Source organism: Rhizobium sp. LjRoot254 (assembly GCF_964254105.1).
In the GTDB taxonomy this organism is placed as follows: domain Bacteria; phylum Pseudomonadota; class Alphaproteobacteria; order Rhizobiales; family Rhizobiaceae; genus Rhizobium_E.
This window is the reverse complement of record NZ_CAXUSM020000001.1, coordinates 546,812-562,764: the sequence shown is the minus strand read 5'-3', so window position 1 is coordinate 562,764 and position 15,953 is coordinate 546,812. Positions and strand designations below refer to the sequence as shown.

At 61.1% G+C, this 15,953-nt stretch carries 16 protein-coding genes; 9 read left to right on the top strand and 7 right to left on the bottom strand.

Going from position 1 to position 15,953, the window contains the following annotated elements:
* Position 1: 1 nt before the first annotated feature.
* On the bottom strand, positions 2-886 hold the full coding sequence (locus tag ACSQ26_RS02810; RefSeq protein ID WP_436006070.1) for a DMT family transporter: 885 nt from the start codon (positions 884-886) through the stop codon (positions 2-4).
* A 178-nt stretch (positions 887-1,064) separates the two neighbouring features.
* Here ACSQ26_RS02810 and ACSQ26_RS02805 point away from each other — a divergent pair, with 178 nt between their 5' ends.
* Together ACSQ26_RS02805 and ACSQ26_RS02800 are read left to right on the top strand one after the other, a co-directional pair.
* Entirely contained in the window at positions 1,065-2,363 is a 1,299-nt protein-coding gene (locus ACSQ26_RS02805) for an adenylosuccinate synthase (RefSeq protein WP_436006068.1), read from the top strand.
* Positions 2,364-2,427: 64 nt separating this feature from the next.
* The gene (locus tag ACSQ26_RS02800) at positions 2,428-4,647 is read left to right on the top strand and encodes a hypothetical protein (protein WP_436006066.1); all 2,220 of its coding nucleotides are present in this window, start codon (positions 2,428-2,430) and stop codon (positions 4,645-4,647) included.
* 209 nt (positions 4,648-4,856) lie between these two features.
* On the opposite strand, the gene ACSQ26_RS02795 is transcribed toward ACSQ26_RS02800, so the two are convergent.
* From ACSQ26_RS02795 to ACSQ26_RS02785, 3 genes are all read right to left on the bottom strand, one after another.
* Positions 4,857-5,768: an IS110 family transposase gene (locus ACSQ26_RS02795; protein ID WP_436006064.1), complete on the bottom strand. Its 912-nt coding sequence runs from the start codon at positions 5,766-5,768 to the stop codon at positions 4,857-4,859.
* Between the two features lie 283 nt (positions 5,769-6,051).
* Positions 6,052-6,954, bottom strand: a complete 903-nt coding sequence (gene rpoH, locus ACSQ26_RS02790; RefSeq protein WP_436006062.1) for an RNA polymerase sigma factor RpoH — start codon at positions 6,952-6,954, stop codon at positions 6,052-6,054.
* Positions 6,955-7,125: 171 nt separating this feature from the next.
* Entirely contained in the window at positions 7,126-8,148 is a 1,023-nt protein-coding gene (locus ACSQ26_RS02785) for an RluA family pseudouridine synthase (protein ID WP_436006060.1), read from the bottom strand.
* 27 nt (positions 8,149-8,175) lie between these two features.
* Here ACSQ26_RS02785 and ACSQ26_RS02780 point away from each other — a divergent pair, with 27 nt between their 5' ends.
* Positions 8,176-8,562: a hypothetical protein gene (locus tag ACSQ26_RS02780; protein WP_436006058.1), complete on the top strand. Its 387-nt coding sequence runs from the start codon at positions 8,176-8,178 to the stop codon at positions 8,560-8,562.
* Between the two features lie 3 nt (positions 8,563-8,565).
* Positions 8,566-9,396, top strand: a complete 831-nt coding sequence (locus ACSQ26_RS02775; protein ID WP_436006056.1) for a TrmH family RNA methyltransferase — start codon at positions 8,566-8,568, stop codon at positions 9,394-9,396.
* A 163-nt stretch (positions 9,397-9,559) separates the two neighbouring features.
* Here the strand turns inward: ACSQ26_RS02775 and ACSQ26_RS02770 are convergent, their stop codons facing one another.
* Entirely contained in the window at positions 9,560-10,801 is a 1,242-nt protein-coding gene (locus ACSQ26_RS02770) for a hypothetical protein (protein WP_436006054.1), read from the bottom strand.
* Positions 10,802-11,186: 385 nt separating this feature from the next.
* Positions 11,187-11,756 (bottom strand): DUF1134 domain-containing protein, encoded by a 570-nt coding sequence (locus tag ACSQ26_RS02765; protein WP_436015070.1) that lies wholly within the window; start codon positions 11,754-11,756, stop codon positions 11,187-11,189.
* A 272-nt stretch (positions 11,757-12,028) separates the two neighbouring features.
* Between ACSQ26_RS02765 and chpT the strand changes: the two genes are divergently transcribed.
* The 4 genes from chpT (at position 12,029) to ACSQ26_RS02745 (ending at position 14,366) form a co-directional block, all read left to right on the top strand.
* Positions 12,029-12,679: a histidine phosphotransferase ChpT gene (chpT, locus tag ACSQ26_RS02760; RefSeq protein WP_436006052.1), complete on the top strand. Its 651-nt coding sequence runs from the start codon at positions 12,029-12,031 to the stop codon at positions 12,677-12,679.
* Positions 12,680-12,968: 289 nt separating this feature from the next.
* A complete protein-coding gene (locus ACSQ26_RS02755) occupies positions 12,969-13,343 on the top strand; it encodes a response regulator (protein ID WP_436006050.1) in 375 nt (124 codons plus the stop codon).
* Positions 13,344-13,420: 77 nt separating this feature from the next.
* On the top strand, positions 13,421-13,831 hold the full coding sequence (locus ACSQ26_RS02750) for a hypothetical protein (protein ID WP_436006048.1): 411 nt from the start codon (positions 13,421-13,423) through the stop codon (positions 13,829-13,831).
* 118 nt (positions 13,832-13,949) lie between these two features.
* Positions 13,950-14,366 (top strand): cupin domain-containing protein, encoded by a 417-nt coding sequence (locus tag ACSQ26_RS02745; RefSeq protein WP_436006046.1) that lies wholly within the window; start codon positions 13,950-13,952, stop codon positions 14,364-14,366.
* Between the two features lie 82 nt (positions 14,367-14,448).
* Here the strand turns inward: ACSQ26_RS02745 and ctrA are convergent, their stop codons facing one another.
* Entirely contained in the window at positions 14,449-15,150 is a 702-nt protein-coding gene (ctrA, locus tag ACSQ26_RS02740) for a response regulator transcription factor CtrA (protein WP_258158042.1), read from the bottom strand.
* 447 nt (positions 15,151-15,597) lie between these two features.
* Between ctrA and ACSQ26_RS02735 the strand changes: the two genes are divergently transcribed.
* Positions 15,598-15,942, top strand: a complete 345-nt coding sequence (locus tag ACSQ26_RS02735; protein WP_436006043.1) for a flagellar export protein FliJ — start codon at positions 15,598-15,600, stop codon at positions 15,940-15,942.
* Positions 15,943-15,953 lie beyond the last annotated feature (11 nt).

Genomic DNA, 15,953 nt, shown 5'->3' with positions numbered 1-15,953 from the left:
CTCACAGCCTTCCCCTCTCCGCGATCGCGATCCCGACCAGAACCAGCGCCATGGCAAGGAAATGATAGCCAAGAAAGGCTTCACGCAGGAAAATCACCGACAACAGCGTTCCGAAAACCGGAATCGTGTTGATGAAAATGCCGGCACGATTCGGTCCAATCAGTTCGACGCCCCTGACATAGAGGATCTGCGATACCAGCGACGGCGCGAGCGCCGTGAACAGGATGGCACCCCATCCGATCAGGTCGGGCGTGATGAAATCAGCCGAGGATGCTTCCCAGGCGAAAAGCGGAACTGCCGCGACCATCGCTCCGAACGCCGATGCGGCGAACAGGCTTTTCCAATGGATGCTGGGCTTGTAGCGCAGGCTGATCGTGTAGGACGCATAGACCACGCCCGCCAGCAGCATCATGAGGTCGCCCAGATTGAAGCCGAGATCGAGGATGGTCTGCAGTGAACCATTCGACGCCGTCACGGCAACGCCAAGCAGCGTGATCAGATAGCCCGCGATCTGCCCCGCCCCGAGCTTGGTTCGGAAAAGCAGGTAGTTGCCGAGAAAAATAAGGCCCGGAATGCCGGCCTGCTCGATCACCACGTTGATTGCCGACGTGTGCTGCAGGGCCGAATAAAGCAGCGCGTTGAACCCGGTGAAACCCAACCCCGCAGACACGAAGCACACCAGCCAGTTCTTCCTGATCTCCGGCCAGTCGACCTTGATCTGCGGCAGGGAGATAATGACGATGATTGCCAGCGCGATCGACCAGCGCCCGAGCGTGAGCGTCATCGGCCCGACATGGCCGACGGCGAATTTGCCGACGACGGCATTGGCTGCCCAGCCGAGTCCGGTGATGACGAGGAAAAGGTAGGCTTTTGCTGTAGGCGACATGAATGAACTGCATGCATTAAGGAGGAAAAGTCGAGGCTTAGCCTCGCACCGATGTCCTGTCACGCAAAAAGCCCCGCCCGCGCCATTTACCGGGTCGCTTTCCCGATCGTAAAGATTTATATGTGCGCCGGTTTGAAAGGGCGCTGAGACGCCGATCCAAAGGCAGGAAACACAAGATATGGCGAATGTGGTTGTCGTGGGCACCCAGTGGGGCGACGAGGGCAAGGGCAAGATTGTCGATTGGCTCTCCGAACGCGCGGACATCGTGGTCCGCTTCCAGGGGGGACACAATGCCGGCCATACGCTGGTCATCGATGGCACCAGTTACAAGCTCTCGCTGCTGCCCTCGGGCGTGGTGCGTCCGGGCAAGCTCGCGATCATCGGCAATGGCGTGGTGATCGATCCGCACGCGCTGCTGACCGAAATCGACAAGCTGGCCGGTCAGGGCGTGATCATCACGCCGGAGAACCTCCGCATTGCCGACAATGCGACACTCATCCTGTCGCTCCACCGCGAACTCGACGGCATCCGCGAGGATGCGGCCTCCAATTCCGGCACCAAGATCGGTACCACCCGCCGCGGTATCGGCCCGGCCTATGAGGACAAAGTCGGCCGCCGCGCCATACGCGTCACCGATCTCGCCGACCCGTCCTCGCTCGGCCTCAAGGTCGATCGCCTGCTCACCCATCACAATGCGCTCCGCCGCGGCCTTGGCGAAGCGGAAGTCAGCCATGCCGCGATCATGGCGGAACTGGCAGCCATCACCGAGCGCGTGCTGCCCTATTCCGAAACCGTCTGGGCGCTGCTCGACCGCGAGCGCCGCAAGGGTTCGCGCATCCTTTTCGAAGGCGCGCAAGGCACGCTTCTCGACATCGACCACGGCACCTACCCCTTCGTGACCTCCTCCAACACGGTTGCGGGACAGGCTGCGGCGGGCTCCGGCATGGGTCCGTCAGCGCTCTCTTACGTGCTCGGAATCACCAAGGCCTACACAACGAGGGTGGGCGAAGGCCCCTTCCCGACCGAGCTTTTTGACGAGGTCGGCGTATTTTTAGGTGAGCGCGGCCATGAATTTGGCACAGTTACCGGTAGAAAGAGACGGTGTGGCTGGTTTGATGCAGCACTTGTGCGGCAATCCGTTGCCACCAATGGCGTCACCGGCATCGCGCTGACCAAGCTCGATGTGCTCGATGGCCTCGAGGAGTTGAAGATCTGCACCGGCTACAGGCTGGATGGCCAGGAGATCGATCATCTCCCGGCAGGTCAGGCGGCTCAGGCCAGGGTCGAGCCGATCTATGTCACGCTCGAAGGGTGGAAGGAATCCACCGTGGGCGCGCGGAAATGGGCCGATCTGCCCGCGCAGGCGATCAAATATGTGAGGCAGGTGGAAGAGCTGATCGGGGCCCCGGTCTCGCTTCTGTCGACCAGCCCCGAACGGGATGATACTATCCTCGTCACGGACCCGTTCGAAGACTGAACCGAAAGTTCCGGGCATGGATAGTGCACTATCCTGCCCGGCTTATTGAGTTGAGAAGGATCCTATGGCGGATTTTGTAGCAGTTATCCGACGCGCTGTTGACGGCCTCACCGACAACACGCCCGAGATGCGCGCGAAGGTCTATGACAAGGCCAAGAGCGCCGTCGTACGCCAGCTCGAGAACATGAAGCCCCGGCCGCCTGAAGTCATGTTCAAGCGCCAGCTCGACAAGCTCGACGATGCGATCCGCCAGGTCGAGGGGGAACATTCCGAGGCCGCTCCCGCCGAACAGGATGCGCAGCCGGCAGCCGCGGACGAGCCAGCCGCCCAGCCGGTCGTCGCCGATGCCGCGGACGAAGAGGCCGTCGAAACCCGCCACTCCGAAGCCGAACCCGTCGAAGCGGCCTATCACGAACCTGCACCGGTCGAGCCGGAAGCCGTTCGCCATGAAGAACCCGCCTTCATAGACACCGCCCCGTTTGTAAACCGCGAAGAGCCTGTGGCTGCGGTGCAGGACGAGCCCGTCGCGGAAACTGCCCACGTCCAATCCGTCGCCCACGCCGACGATCACGACGATCCGATTCTCGCCCATGCCGAGCCTGCGCGCCGCCATGTCGCCAATCGCGTCATGGAACAGCCGTTCGTCGAGGCCGAATCGGAAGTGCCCGGCGGCGATGACGACGCCACAGCCGAACCGCGCCGTGAAGACCAGGAACCTGCCTGGATGACGGCCATGCAGCAGGAACCCGAGCAGCCCGTGCGCGCCGAGGCCACCACGCCCGATTGGGCGGTGGACATCGACCAGGAGCCGGAAGTCGCCCCGCCGGAGCCTGTCCAGGACGAGCCGCAGATGCCGCGCGCCGCCCTCACCGAGACCGACGTCGCGACAGGCTTCAACGATTTCCTGAAGCAGGAATTCGCGACCCCCGCCGTTTCGCCGCCACCGTCGAAAAAAGGCCAGGACGGCGATTTCTCCTGGGACGCACCGTTCGACGATCTTCCCGATCTGCCCAAGCCCGTCGCCTTCGAGGAGGCTCTCGAGGCCAAGCAGAAGGAAATCGACGCCACCCCTGCGAAGGAACAGCAGCGCCAGAAGAATGCGCGTACCGAGCTCGAGGATCTGATCGGCTACGACAGCCAGGCTGACGGCGACAAGGCAGGCAACGGCGAGAAGCTTCCACCCGAGGTGTCGCGCGCCATGTCGAAGCTCGAAGGCAAGAGCTTCCGGGTTCAGAAACGCAAGAAAAAGAACCGCTTCAACCCGCTCCCGATCGCCATCGGCGTCGGCGCCGCCCTGATCGTCGCAGGCGGAGCGTACGGCCTCTATCATTACCGCGCCGATGTCAGCACGCTGGTTGCCAGCTATATGCCTTCCGGCGAGAGCAAGGACGCCTCGGAAACACGTGCCGTCGATGAAAAGGCCGCCACTGACGCCAAGGGTGTCGAGGACAAGGCAGCCGCAACCGACACGAAGCCGGCGGATGCCGATGCCAAGCCGACCGAGGTGGCCTCGCTCGATCCCAGCATGCCGACGAAATTCACCCAGCGCCTGTTGGCCGATGGTACCGAGGCTGAAACCGATGCCGCCAAGATTCCGGTCGACCAGACCCTGAAGGAAGGCAAGACCATTGCCGGCCAGACGGATGCCGGCGAACAGGTCGCTTCCACCGACGCGGCCGTCCCCGCCGACAACAAGGCCAATGCCGAGACGCCGGCGCTCGCGGTCACCCAGAAGATGTTCCTTTACGAGGAGCAGCTCGGTGGCTCGCCGGTCGCCGTCCCCGGCACTGTGACATGGTCGGTCAAATCGGACACGACCAGCGCAGGCGACAAGAAGCAGCCGATGATCGAGGCGAATATCGACATTCCCGGCCGCAAGATGAAGGTGCTGATCTCCTTCAAGCGCAACAGCGACGTCTCGCTGCCCGCAAGCCATATCATCGAGGTCGTCTTCGACCTGCCCGAGAATTTCCCGGAAGGCAATGTCGAGAAGGTCGAACGCGTCGCCTTCAAGCAGACCGAGCAGGATCGTGGCAACAGCCTGATCGCCGTGCCCGCCAAGATCACCGACGATTTCCACATGGTGGCGCTCAACGACGACGCCGATGCCCGCAAGTCCAACACCGAACTGATGAAGACACGGTCCTGGATCGACATCCCGATCACCTACCGCAACAACCGCCGCGCACTGATCACGATCGAAAAGGGCGCATCCGGCACGGATGCCTTCGACAAGGTGATGGCCGAATGGGCGGCACTCGGCGCGCAGGTCAACAACGACTGATCGGCCGAACTGTTCTCAAAATGAAAGCGCCGGGCAATTGGCTTGCCCGGCGTCTTGGTTTGTATTGGCCCACGATCACCCACGGCAGCGCAACACCCACAGCCGTCATCCTCGGGCTTGTCCCGAGGATCTGGTGAGGGAAGATAGACCCACCATCGTCGATTGCTTGATGAGCGTCACCAGATCCTAGGGACAAGCAACCGTGGTTTTCAGGTTGCGAAAGCTGGATCGGTCCTTGCGATGGCGTTGAGGATTGTGATGAGCTTGCGGATGGTGGCGACCATGGCGAGTTTGAAGGGCTTTCCGTTCTGCCTGAGGCGCTTATAGAAGCCGCCTAGGATTGGGTCGCCTGCCTTGATGGCGCTCAAGACCGCCATGTAGGCAATATCGCGCAGATGTTTACGACCGCCCGAACACCGTCCCGGCCGGTTGGCTTTTCCTGATTGGCGTGCATGCGGTGCGACGCCGAGAAGAGCGGCGACGGTCTTACCCGAGACCTGGCCTAGTTCCGGCAGGTCGGCGAGCAGCGTGGTGGCGAGCACTGGTCCGACACCGCTGACCGCCGGATTGTCGGCGACAAGCGCATGCACCGCGTCCTTGATGCGCACGATCGCTCGCTCGATCGCGGCGAGGCGCTCTTCGATCAAGCTGAGCACCAGGGGTTCGGTCTCGGTATCGCACTGGCTGAGCAACCCACTGCGCTCGGCGACCAGCCGCCGCCTGTGGCCGAGCAGCGCCCCAAGGCTGCCAAGCGCCGGATCCCGACGGTAGGGTGCAAGCGCCTGATGGGCGGTCGCGAGATAGCGGGCAATCACGGCGGCATCGATCGCATCGGTCTTGGCGAGCTGTCCGATCGAGCGGGCAAAGCCGCGCACGCGCGATGGCTGCAGGATACGGACATCGATGCCCGCGGCATGGAGCGCGTCGGCAAGCGGCCGTTCATAGCCACCCGATGCCTCAAGACCGACGACAGATGCCCCCAGAACACGCAGGCGTGCGATGAGATCACTGAAATGCTCTGAAATATTGGCGAGCACCAGGACGTGACCCGCAGGATGGATGTGGACATCGAGGCGGGCTTTGGAAACGTCGATGCCGACAAAGGAAAGTTCAGATATCATGGCCTTGCTCCCAGGCTTGTGGTGCGGGCGAAAGCCCGATCAACCGTTCGGGGTCTAAGGGAGCAGGCAGGGCCAAGCTTGTCCTCGGCTATTCAAAGCCAGCCCAAGTGAACGGCCTCCTGCCTGCACCGGCCGGAAGTTCAGTCCGGCCGGTGCATCAAGTTAAACACACTTCGTCCACACAAGCCCGAGGATGACGACCGGAAGGCCTGTCCAAAAACAGAAGCGCCGGGCAACACAGTTGCCCGGCGCTATCAATTCATGTGTCTCACGACACCGGCCTTTACGCGGGCTCAACCATCCTGAGCGCCTTGGCCTGGGCAAGCGCCGCGTCACGCACGGCATCCTGCACCTTTTCAAAGGCACGCACTTCGATCTGGCGCACGCGTTCTCGGCTGATGTCGAATTCGGCGGACAGCTCTTCCAGCGTCACCGGATCTTCGCGGAGGCGGCGGGCTTCGAAGATGCGCTTTTCGCGATCGTTCAGGACCTTCAAGGCGCCGGCAAGCATCGAACGGCGGTTTTCCAGCTCGTCCTGCTCGATCAGCATGTCTTCCTGGCTTTCATGGTCGTCGACCAGCCAATCCTGCCATTGACCCGAATCGCCCTCGGACGCCTTGATCGGCGCATTGAGCGACGCGTCGCCGCCGAGACGGCGGTTCATCGAGATCACTTCCTCCTCGCTGACCTTCAGCTTGGTGGCGATCTCGGCGACCTGTTCCGGCTTCAGATCGCCGTCATCGATGGCCTGGATGCGGCCCTTGAGACGGCGCAGGTTGAAGAACAGGCGCTTCTGGTTGGCGGTGGTGCCCATCTTCACGAGCGACCACGAGCGCAGGATATATTCCTGGATCGCAGCCTTGATCCACCACATGGCATAGGTCGCCAGGCGAAAGCCGCGATCCGGCTCGAACTTCTTGACAGCCTGCATCAGGCCGACATTGCCTTCGGAGACGACTTCGCCGATCGGCAGGCCGTAGCCGCGATAGCCCATGGCAATCTTGGCGACCAAGCGCAGATGGCTGGTCACGAGCCTGTGGGCGGCATTTCTGTCCTGATGTTCGGCAAAGCGCTTGGCGAGCATGTACTCTTCCTGCGGCTCAAGCATCGGGAACTTGCGGATTTCATCGAGATAACGGTTGAGGCCGCCTTCAGCGGTCAACATGGGCATTGTATTACGGGCCATAGAGCACCCCTCTCTTTCGGCTTCCTTTGCGGCAAGCCTCGCAGGGCAAGTCACGGACTCCGCCCTTGCTATAATTTAGGTGTTGTTGCGGCTGTTTCAAGGCGACAGCCATCACGCTCGCGTGAAAATAAGGTAACCTTATCAATCACGGCGCTAGAGAGTGCGATGCGTCTAAATGCGCAACGAAGATATAAGTTCCCGCATGTCTTCAGGCAAATCCGCCTCGAATCGCATCACTTCGCCGCTCCTGGGATGCACGATCTGCAGCAGGTAGGCATGCAGCGCCTGGCGGTGGAACCCTGACACGACCGAACGCGCCGGTTCGGGCAGCAGGTTGACTTTGGTGCGGAACGCAGCCCCGTATTCGGGATCGCCGAGCAGGGGGTGGCCGATATGGGCCATGTGGACGCGGATCTGGTGGGTCCGCCCCGTTTCCAGCCGGCAGACGACCATTGAAGCGATCGCCGTGGCGTCCGGCCGCTCGTGATATCGCGCGGTCACCTCGTAGTGGGTGACGGCATGGCGCGCATCGGCCGCGTCGTCGTTGCGCACCGCGCGCCGGGTCCGGTCCGACGAACGACCCAAGGCCGCATCGATCGTGCCCTTGTGCGGCCGCGGCAGGCCCCAGACCACGGCCTGGTAGGCCCGTTCGAGCTGCATGGTCTTGCCGTGGTCGGCGAATTGCTCCGACAGGCTGCGATGGGCGAGATCGGTTTTCGCCGCCACCATCACCCCGCTCGTCTCCTTGTCGAGGCGATGCACGATGCCCGGCCGCTTGACGCCGCCGATGCCCGAGAGGCTCTCGCCGCAATGATGGATCAGCGCATTGACCAGGGTGCCGGTCCAGTTGCCCGCACCGGGATGGACGACAAGCCCGGCGGGCTTGACCAGCACGATCAGGTCGTCGTCCTCGTAGAGCACGTCGAGCGGGATATCCTCGCCCTGCGGTTCGGCGTCTTCCGGTTCGGGCATGACGATCTCGATCCGGTCGCCCGGATGGATCTTCTGCTTGGCCTCCTTGGCGGGCACGCCGTTGATGCTGATATCGCCACCCTCGATCAGCGCCTTGATCCGGCTCCGCGACAGCTCGCCCGCCAGCGCGCCTGCAAGCCATGCGTCCAGCCGCCCTGCGGCATGCTGGTCCGCAATGAGGACTTTCCCTGCATCGTCATCTTGGTTAAAGGATTGTGACATCAACGACTAACCAATGCTGGAGCGCAAATGACCAACCCGAACTTCACCGACGAGGAAGAAAAACCGCTTGATCCGGCGATGGAAAAAATCCGCCGCAAGATGGTTCGTCTTCTGGTGATTTCGAGTTCGGTGATCATTATCGGTCTTATGGCGGTCGTCTTCTCGATTGTCTACAAGATCGACAGGAATAAGCCCGATCAAAGCCGGCTGCCGGCAACCACCACGGCGACCATGACGGACGTCGTGCCTGCCGCGAAGCAGACCATCACGCTTCCCGAAGGCTTCGTGCTCGAAAGCTCGTCGCTCAGCGGCAACCGCATATTGATGTTCGGCGCCGATCCCGAAGGCCGCCAGCGCATGTTCGTCTACGATATCGGCACCGGCAAGCAGGTGACCGAGATCGAAGTCAAGTAATCCGTGCCGGCGAGAGCGCTGATCCGCATCGAGGACGCCGATGATCCCCGGATCGCGGGCTTCCGCGAAATCCGCGAGCGCGACCTGACGCGCCGCGAGGGCCGCTTCATCGCAGAAGGCACCGTCGTCCTCAACCTGCTGGTCGATTCGCGCGACGGCGCGGGCGCCTTCGCCGCCGAATCTCTGCTGCTGCTCGAAAACCGCGTCGAGGGCCTTGCGTCCTTGATCGAACGGTTGCCTGATGACGTGCCGGTCCACATCGCCTCGAAGACGGTGATGAACGCCATTGCTGGCTTCGACATCCATCGCGGCGTCCTTGCGCTGGGCGTTCGGAAGAACTCGCCCACCGCACAGGCGCTTCTCGCTTCGCTGCCGGAGAATGCCCTTGTCGTCGCGGCCTGCGGCATCGCCAACCACGACAATATCGGCGCCATCTTCCGCAATGCGGCAGCCTTCGGCGCCGATGCAGTGCTCCTCGACGAAACCTGCTGCGACCCGCTCTATCGAAAGGCGTTGCGCGTATCGGTGGGCTCGGTTCTGCGCATTCCCTATGCCAGGGAGGGATCGATCGCCGATCTGCTGACGGCGCTGCGGGAGGATGGTTTCTCGCTCTGGGGCCTGTCTCCACGCGGCTCGATCGACATCAGGCAGATCACACCCGGCAATCGGGCTGCCCTGTTGACCGGAACCGAGGGGGAAGGCCTGCCGCAGGAGGTTCTCGCCTCGATCCAGACGGCACGCATACCGCAGGCGCCAGGCCTCGATAGCCTCAACGCCGGCACGGCAACCGGCGTGGCACTGTTCGCCATCGCCTCGGCGATGGGGCGGATTTGAAGGGTCAACTCGAGCCCCGCTTCTCCCCTTGGGGAGAAGATGCCGGCAGGCAGATGAGGGGTTGCGCGAAGCGCGGAATGTGGATGGGAACCCCTCATCGCCTCGCTGCGCTCGGCACTTCTCCCCAAGGGGAGAAGTGGGTGCCACGCGTTAGCGCCCCACCTTACTCCTGGTGCATCAGCGATGAAGCCCGGTTCGAAAGCGAGACCCGCGCCGAAGCACTTTCCTGCGGCCGCCCGGACAGCATGGACCGGATCGGCGACGACATGCCTTCCTTCTGCGCGACGATCGCCATCATTTTGGCGGCGATGTCGGCGATGTCGATGCGCAGTGCGTCGTCGCGATCCTCGTTCTCCAGATTGAGCAGCATGTCGGACACCGCATTGGCCTGGCTGCGGGCTTCATCGGAAAGTTCCGAAGCACGCTTCTCGTCGATCAGCCTGGTGGGCAACATCGCAAGCGGCGCGGATTCCGGCGACAGCGCCGGCGGCGTGGCTTCGACCAGCTTCGCGGGCTCGTCCGACTTCAGGTCCTCAAGCGTGGCGCGCCTCACACTGCTGGGCAGCGTCTTGATGCGTTCCGGCGGCGGCAGCTTGGTGATCGCAGGCTTGCGCGCCGTCTCGCGGACCTCGGCATTGGCCGCCTTCAGCCGCTCCTTCAACCGGTTGACCTCGGATAGCCGGCGCTCGATGATCGTATCCTTGTCGACGCTGCCCGAAATCTCGCTGTTGAGGCGATCCTCGAGCCGGGCCGACTTGTTCTCCTCGCGGGCGAGCCGGAGTTCGGCATCCTTGGCGCGCTGGGTCGTCAGCCTCAGGTCGTTGCGTAGCGTCTCGCGTTCGTCGCGCAGCGCATTGATGCGCGACCGGAAGCTTTCCGCCTCGGTGTCGCGCGTGGCGATATCGATCTTGAGGTTGCCGACATCCTGGTCGAGTTGCTGGATCTTGCCGAGAAGCTGCGAAATGCGCTCCTCCTTGGCGCGATCCCGGATCGCGCCTTCCGAGAGCTGCTCGCGCAGGCTCACCACGTGCATTTCCTCCTGGCGCAGCGCCGCACGGATTTCGCCCGCTTCATGGTCAAGCGCTTCCATTGAGGTCCGGAGGTCGAAATTCTCGCTGGCAAGTCCACCGGCTTGGCTGATCAGATGATCGTTTTGGATACCAAGCGTCGCGGCCTTGCCGCGCTCAAGCTTCAGGTCATGACCCGTCCGGGCGACACTGGCCGCCATTTCGGCCCGCACCATGTCCTTCTGCGCGCGCAGTTCGCCGGGGCTGACCGGCATGGTGGCGATGATGCGGTTCTCGGTGAATTTGACGATACGGCGGTGGATGGCGGGTGCCAGCAGAAGGCCTGCCAGCATCGCGGTCACAAAGCCCAGTACGAAAAGCAAAGCATATTCTATCACGGCCGTCGCGCCCGATGTTGAAACAACTTGGGCCGTTTAAAGCATGCGACCATGGCACCTGCAAGTTACGTAGGTAACAGGGCCGGTAATTTTGGCAGATGTTGTTAACGTGGGCGGGAGGAGGATGCCGTCGGGGGCGGCTGGCTCGACTCCGCTTCTCCCCTTGGGGAGAAGATGCCCGCAGGGCAGATGAGGGGTTGCGCGAAGCGCCGACGACTGGATGAGAACCCCTCATCCGGCGCATTCGCGCCACCTTCTCCCCAAGGGGAGAAGCGGGGGCCGTCATTCCGGCAGATCTTCCCTAAAATGTCATATACTGCCCCCAAAACGAGAGCGGCGCCCCGAACCCGGAGCGCCGCCCGTCATCCCCGCCCGATGGGAAAGCTCAAAACGGATTCCACGTAGCCCGCTTGGTCATCTTCAAATACCCGACGTTCACGCCCAGCCGTGCGCCGATGCCCGTGCGGATCGGTACGATCAGCACATTCTTGTTCTTGAGCACCGTCATGCCGAAGCCGGCGACCACATAGGCCTGGCCGGACACGCCGCCGAAGCGGGTATAGATCGAGTTCACGCTCGGCAGCTCATAGACCAGCATCATCACGCGGCTGCCCTGGCCGCCGTAATCCAGCCCGATCGACGGCCCCTGCCAGAAGGTCGTGTGCTGGCCGGCATTCTTGGTATAGAGCTCGCCCTCGCCATACGTGGCGCCCAACACCAGCGAACCGGCGGCTTCCTGGCCGAGAATATAGCCGTTCGGTAGGCCATACTGCTTGAAGGCGGCTTCGATCACCTTCGCCAGCCCGCCGGTGGTGGAACCGAAGAAACCGTGGCCGGCGTCGACGATTTCCTGCATCGTATATTGCGAATTGTCCGCGCGTGCCGGCGCGCCTGCCGCCAGCATCACTCCGAAAACCAGCGCGACAATTGCCGCAGCCCTGCCGAATAAACCCATCATTCCCCGCATTGTCAGCTCCATCGCCTCGTGCTCCCAGCGCCCTCTCGAAAAAAGGCAACTATGGTGAATTATCTGCATTTTGAACCGATGGTCTTAACAATCGGTTTACCAAATGTGGTGTCTTTATGGCAGAGGCACGCGGGCCACCTTGACTCGCCCCATACCCGTTGACTCTCCCGGCTTTGCGTATTGCGGGGAATGCTCGAATTACGTTATGTGACGATCTGCCCGGTTTCGAACGACGAACCGGACGGACCAGGAGAAATCGAATGGCGAAAAACCCGAACCTGACGCTCACCGGTGCCGATCTGGCCTCACTCCTGTGCAGCCGGGTCTGCCATGACGTCATCTCCCCGGTCGGCGCCATCAACAACGGCCTCGAACTGCTCGACGAAGGCGGCTCTGACGCCGACGCGCTCGACCTGATCCGCACCTCGGCGCTCAATGCCTCGGTCCGCCTCAAGCTCGCCCGCCTGGCATTCGGCGCATCCGGCTCCGTCGGCGCCTCGATCGATACCGGCGAGGCCGAGAAGGCCGCCCGCGAATTCGCCGCCGCCGAAAAGAAGACCGAGATCACCTGGAACGGACCCCGCGTCATCATCCCCAAGAACCGGGTGAAGCTGCTGCTCAATCTCTTTCTCGTTGCTTACGGCTCTATCCCGCGTGGCGGCACCGTCGATGTGACGCTCGAAAATCCCGAGACGGACCCGAAATTCACCATGACCGCCAAGGGCCGGATGATGCGTCTGCCGCCGAAGTTCATGGAAATCAATTCGGGCCAGGTGGAAGAGGCGATCGACGCCCACACCATCCAGCCCTATTACACCGTCATGCTCGCCGATGAAGCCGGCATGCAGCTCCACGCCGTGCAGAATCCCGAGGAAATCGTCTTCACGGCGGAGATGGCCAAGGCCGACTAGTCGACGAAACGGTGCGGCTCCGCTTCTCCCCTTGGGGAGAAGGTGGCGCGTAGCGCCGGATGAGGGGTTGCGCGAAGCGCCGAGCAATTAGCTTAGAACCCCTCATCGCCTCGCGTTGCTCGGCACTTCTCCCCAAGGGGAGAAGGGGGAGCAAGCGTCAGCCATCCGCCTCAATCAATCCCCCTGCCGTCCCCCAGGGAACAGCCGGTAAGGTTCCGTTATGCTTTTCTATTTAAATTGAATTGTCCATAACGCGCCAAAACGAGACGGCGCCCAGGGGTCCTGTTCCATGTTGCGTCTGTTGATATCAGATGAATCCGAATCCGTGCGGGAGGCCGCCGACGGTATTCTTTCCGAACTCGGCTTTGCCGTGACCGGTTGCGCCAGTGCCCTCGATGCCATGGCGAAATGCGACAGCGCGCTCCCCGACGTCATCATCGTCGATTCCAATCTCGAAGGCGCCCTGGACCTCATTGCCAATATCCGCCTGATGCCATCAGGCAATTCCACCCGCATCCTCTACGGCGTCGAAACCGCCGACCTCCGCCACCTGATGGCCGCAAAACGCGCCGGCGCCGACGATTTCCTGCTCAAGCCCTATGAGAGCAAGGTCCTGCACGCGCTGTTCGACGAGATGCTCGCCAAATCGGCTGCTGCGGCCTGAAGTTTGCAATACAACTCTTGAGTTTCCATCTGGCGCGAGGCACAATTGACGGGAACGCCACGACGGGTTGCATTTCATTGGATTCAGCATCCATTCCCAGCATCTATCGAACAGCCTGGACTTCAACGAAGTTCAATCTTGGCTTCGCCTCAGCCGGCACGATTATCAATCTCATGCTTCTCGATAGCTATGAGCCAGTACTTGCCGCCTTGCCATTGGTATTGGGGGCTTTGTTTTCAGCGATCGTCGGCCTGACTCGGCACAGGACAATTCGGGAGATCGCGGCTGCCGCAGGGCTGATAATTTTTTCCGAAGCGATCGTGCTGCTTCTACAGCTATCGCTGGCTGACGTGTTGCTGGGGGCGCCGAAAAGCGTTCACGACACCATCTACAATGCCTTTCCCGGCTTGTTGCTGGTCTACTCTCTAGCTCTCATCGGCATTCGACTTACGATGGCCCTGCATGAAAGATTGGTAGGAGACCAATAAATCAGGCGAGACCCACGCCTCGCGATATCCGAACCACCGTCTCGCAATAAACAATTTCACAACCCGCCTCATCACTGGAACACTGCGGTCTTCGCTTAGGCAAGATCGGAGAACTGGGATGATCGCATTCAAGATCGGCACATCAGCTGCGGCACTCGATGTCTGGGGGCCGCCGGAGCGATTGTCCGCCGTCACGCTCGAAGGCGAGCCGATCATGCACGGCACCAATCTCTATACATCGGCCAATGGGCAGGTGCTGAGCGGCATCTACGAAGTCACCAAGGGCAAGTTCAAGGTGATCTATCCCTTCCACGAGCACGCGACCGTGCTCGATGGCGAGGTGACCCTCACCGACGAAGCGGGAAACAGCGTCACATACGGCCCCGGCGACAGTTGGTTCTGCCATCAGGGCGAGGTCGTGACCTGGGACGTTAAGGAAAAACTGCGCAAGACGTTCTTTGTCGTCAACGCCAACCAGTTCGTCACGGTGTCGCCCTTGCCGGTCGAACCCTCCGAATATCGGATGGCGGGTTAAGCGACACAACCCTGCCCCAAAACGCAAATGCCCGCCCCAAACCGGGACGGGCATTGCGAATCGGGTTAACACTTGACGATTGTCAGGCGCTTTCCATCAGTTCGACACCCTCGGGCTCGCGCAGCACGTAGCCGCGGCCCCAGACGGTCTCGATATAGTTGGCGCCGCCGGCAGCTGCCGCGAGCTTCTTGCGCAGCTTGCAGATGAAGACGTCGATGATCTTCAGTTCCGGCTCGTCCATGCCGCCATAGAGGTGGTTGAGGAACATTTCCTTGGTGAGCGTGGTGCCCTTGCGGAGCGAGAGAAGCTCCAGCATCTGGTATTCCTTGCCCGTGAGATGCACCCGCTGGCCGCCGATTTCCACCGTCTTGGCGTCGAGATTGACGATCAGGTCGCCGGTGATGATGATCGACTGGGCGTGGCCCTTGGAGCGGCGCACGATCGCATGAATGCGCGCAACCAGTTCATCCTTGTGGAAAGGCTTGGTCATGTAGTCGTCGGCACCGAAACCAAGGCCTCGTACCTTGTCTTCGATCCCGGCCATACCAGAGAGAATGAGGATCGGGGTCTTGACCTTCGACAGGCGTAAAGTGCGCAGCACTTCGTAGCCGGACATGTCGGGCAAGTTCAGATCCAGGAGAATGATATCGTAATCGTAGAGCTTGCCGAGATCGACGCCCTCTTCACCGAGATCGGTGGTGTAAACATTGAAACTCTCGGATTTGAGCATAAGCTCAATACTTTGCGCTGTCGCGCTGTCATCTTCTATGAGTAGAACCCGCATATTCTTCCCCTTTTCCGCCGCCTTGAAAGGTTCACAACCTCACCTTCAGGGCTGGGATCCAGCTAATTGCCTGATTTGGAGGCTGCCATTAAATGGTTAACAAATTCTGATTCCATCTGGCAAGATGTATCGACTTTGTTAAATATTTTCCCCAGCCACCTGATTTACCACATGAATCCCCAAATGACGACTCTTAACCAATACATTAAGAATTCGCGCTAAGCGATTCAGCCGACTCATTCTTCGCCAAAAAAGTGAAACATCCTTCCGGCATTTACCGAGCCTTAAACCATGGCCGTTATCATTAACGATGCCCGTAAACGAATGGTTACCGTCGTTAGGAATTATTAACGTCCGTGAACATTTTTTTGAGATGTGTCCTTTGGGACTCTTTCAAGCCGGGTTTTGTAAGTTAACCGGGATCACGCTATCCACGGAGTATTGCGTATGAAGTCGCGTGAAAGCCTAGTGCGTCTGAAGGAATTCCAGCTGAAGGAGAAACGCCGTCAGCTGAGACAACTGCAGATGATGATGGCCGAGTTTGAACGCATGGCGAAGGAGCTGGAGAACCAGATCCAGTACGAAGAGAAGAAGTCCGGCATCACCGATCCGAATCACTTCGCCTATTCGACCTTCGCCAAGGCCGCCCGCCAGCGGTCCGACAATCTGGGGGTCTCGATCCGGGAATTGAAGGTCCAGCAGGACGCGGCCGAAACGGCCGTCGAGGAACTTCAGTCCGAATTCGACAAGGCCTCGGCCATCGAGGAGCGGGATCTCAGACTGCGCGCCTGACGCGCGGTCCG

What these genes read in the sequence shown, in the direction of transcription:
- ACSQ26_RS02810 (WP_436006070.1), bottom strand. Translation starts at nt 886, where the DNA reads ATGTCGCCTACAGCAAAAGCCTACCTTTTCCTCGTCATCACCGGACTC.
- ACSQ26_RS02805 (WP_436006068.1), top strand. Translation starts at nt 1,065, where the DNA reads ATGGCGAATGTGGTTGTCGTGGGCACCCAGTGGGGCGACGAGGGCAAG.
- ACSQ26_RS02800 (WP_436006066.1), top strand. Translation starts at nt 2,428, where the DNA reads ATGGCGGATTTTGTAGCAGTTATCCGACGCGCTGTTGACGGCCTCACC.
- ACSQ26_RS02795 (WP_436006064.1), bottom strand. Translation starts at nt 5,768, where the DNA reads ATGATATCTGAACTTTCCTTTGTCGGCATCGACGTTTCCAAAGCCCGC.
- rpoH (WP_436006062.1), bottom strand. Translation starts at nt 6,954, where the DNA reads ATGGCCCGTAATACAATGCCCATGTTGACCGCTGAAGGCGGCCTCAAC.
- ACSQ26_RS02785 (WP_436006060.1), bottom strand. Translation starts at nt 8,148, where the DNA reads ATGTCACAATCCTTTAACCAAGATGACGATGCAGGGAAAGTCCTCATT.
- ACSQ26_RS02780 (WP_436006058.1), top strand. Translation starts at nt 8,176, where the DNA reads ATGACCAACCCGAACTTCACCGACGAGGAAGAAAAACCGCTTGATCCG.
- ACSQ26_RS02765 (WP_436015070.1), bottom strand. Translation starts at nt 11,756, where the DNA reads ATGGGTTTATTCGGCAGGGCTGCGGCAATTGTCGCGCTGGTTTTCGGA.
- chpT (WP_436006052.1), top strand. Translation starts at nt 12,029, where the DNA reads ATGGCGAAAAACCCGAACCTGACGCTCACCGGTGCCGATCTGGCCTCA.
- ACSQ26_RS02755 (WP_436006050.1), top strand. Translation starts at nt 12,969, where the DNA reads ATGTTGCGTCTGTTGATATCAGATGAATCCGAATCCGTGCGGGAGGCC.
- ACSQ26_RS02745 (WP_436006046.1), top strand. Translation starts at nt 13,950, where the DNA reads ATGATCGCATTCAAGATCGGCACATCAGCTGCGGCACTCGATGTCTGG.
- ctrA (WP_258158042.1), bottom strand. Translation starts at nt 15,150, where the DNA reads ATGCGGGTTCTACTCATAGAAGATGACAGCGCGACAGCGCAAAGTATT.
- ACSQ26_RS02735 (WP_436006043.1), top strand. Translation starts at nt 15,598, where the DNA reads ATGAAGTCGCGTGAAAGCCTAGTGCGTCTGAAGGAATTCCAGCTGAAG.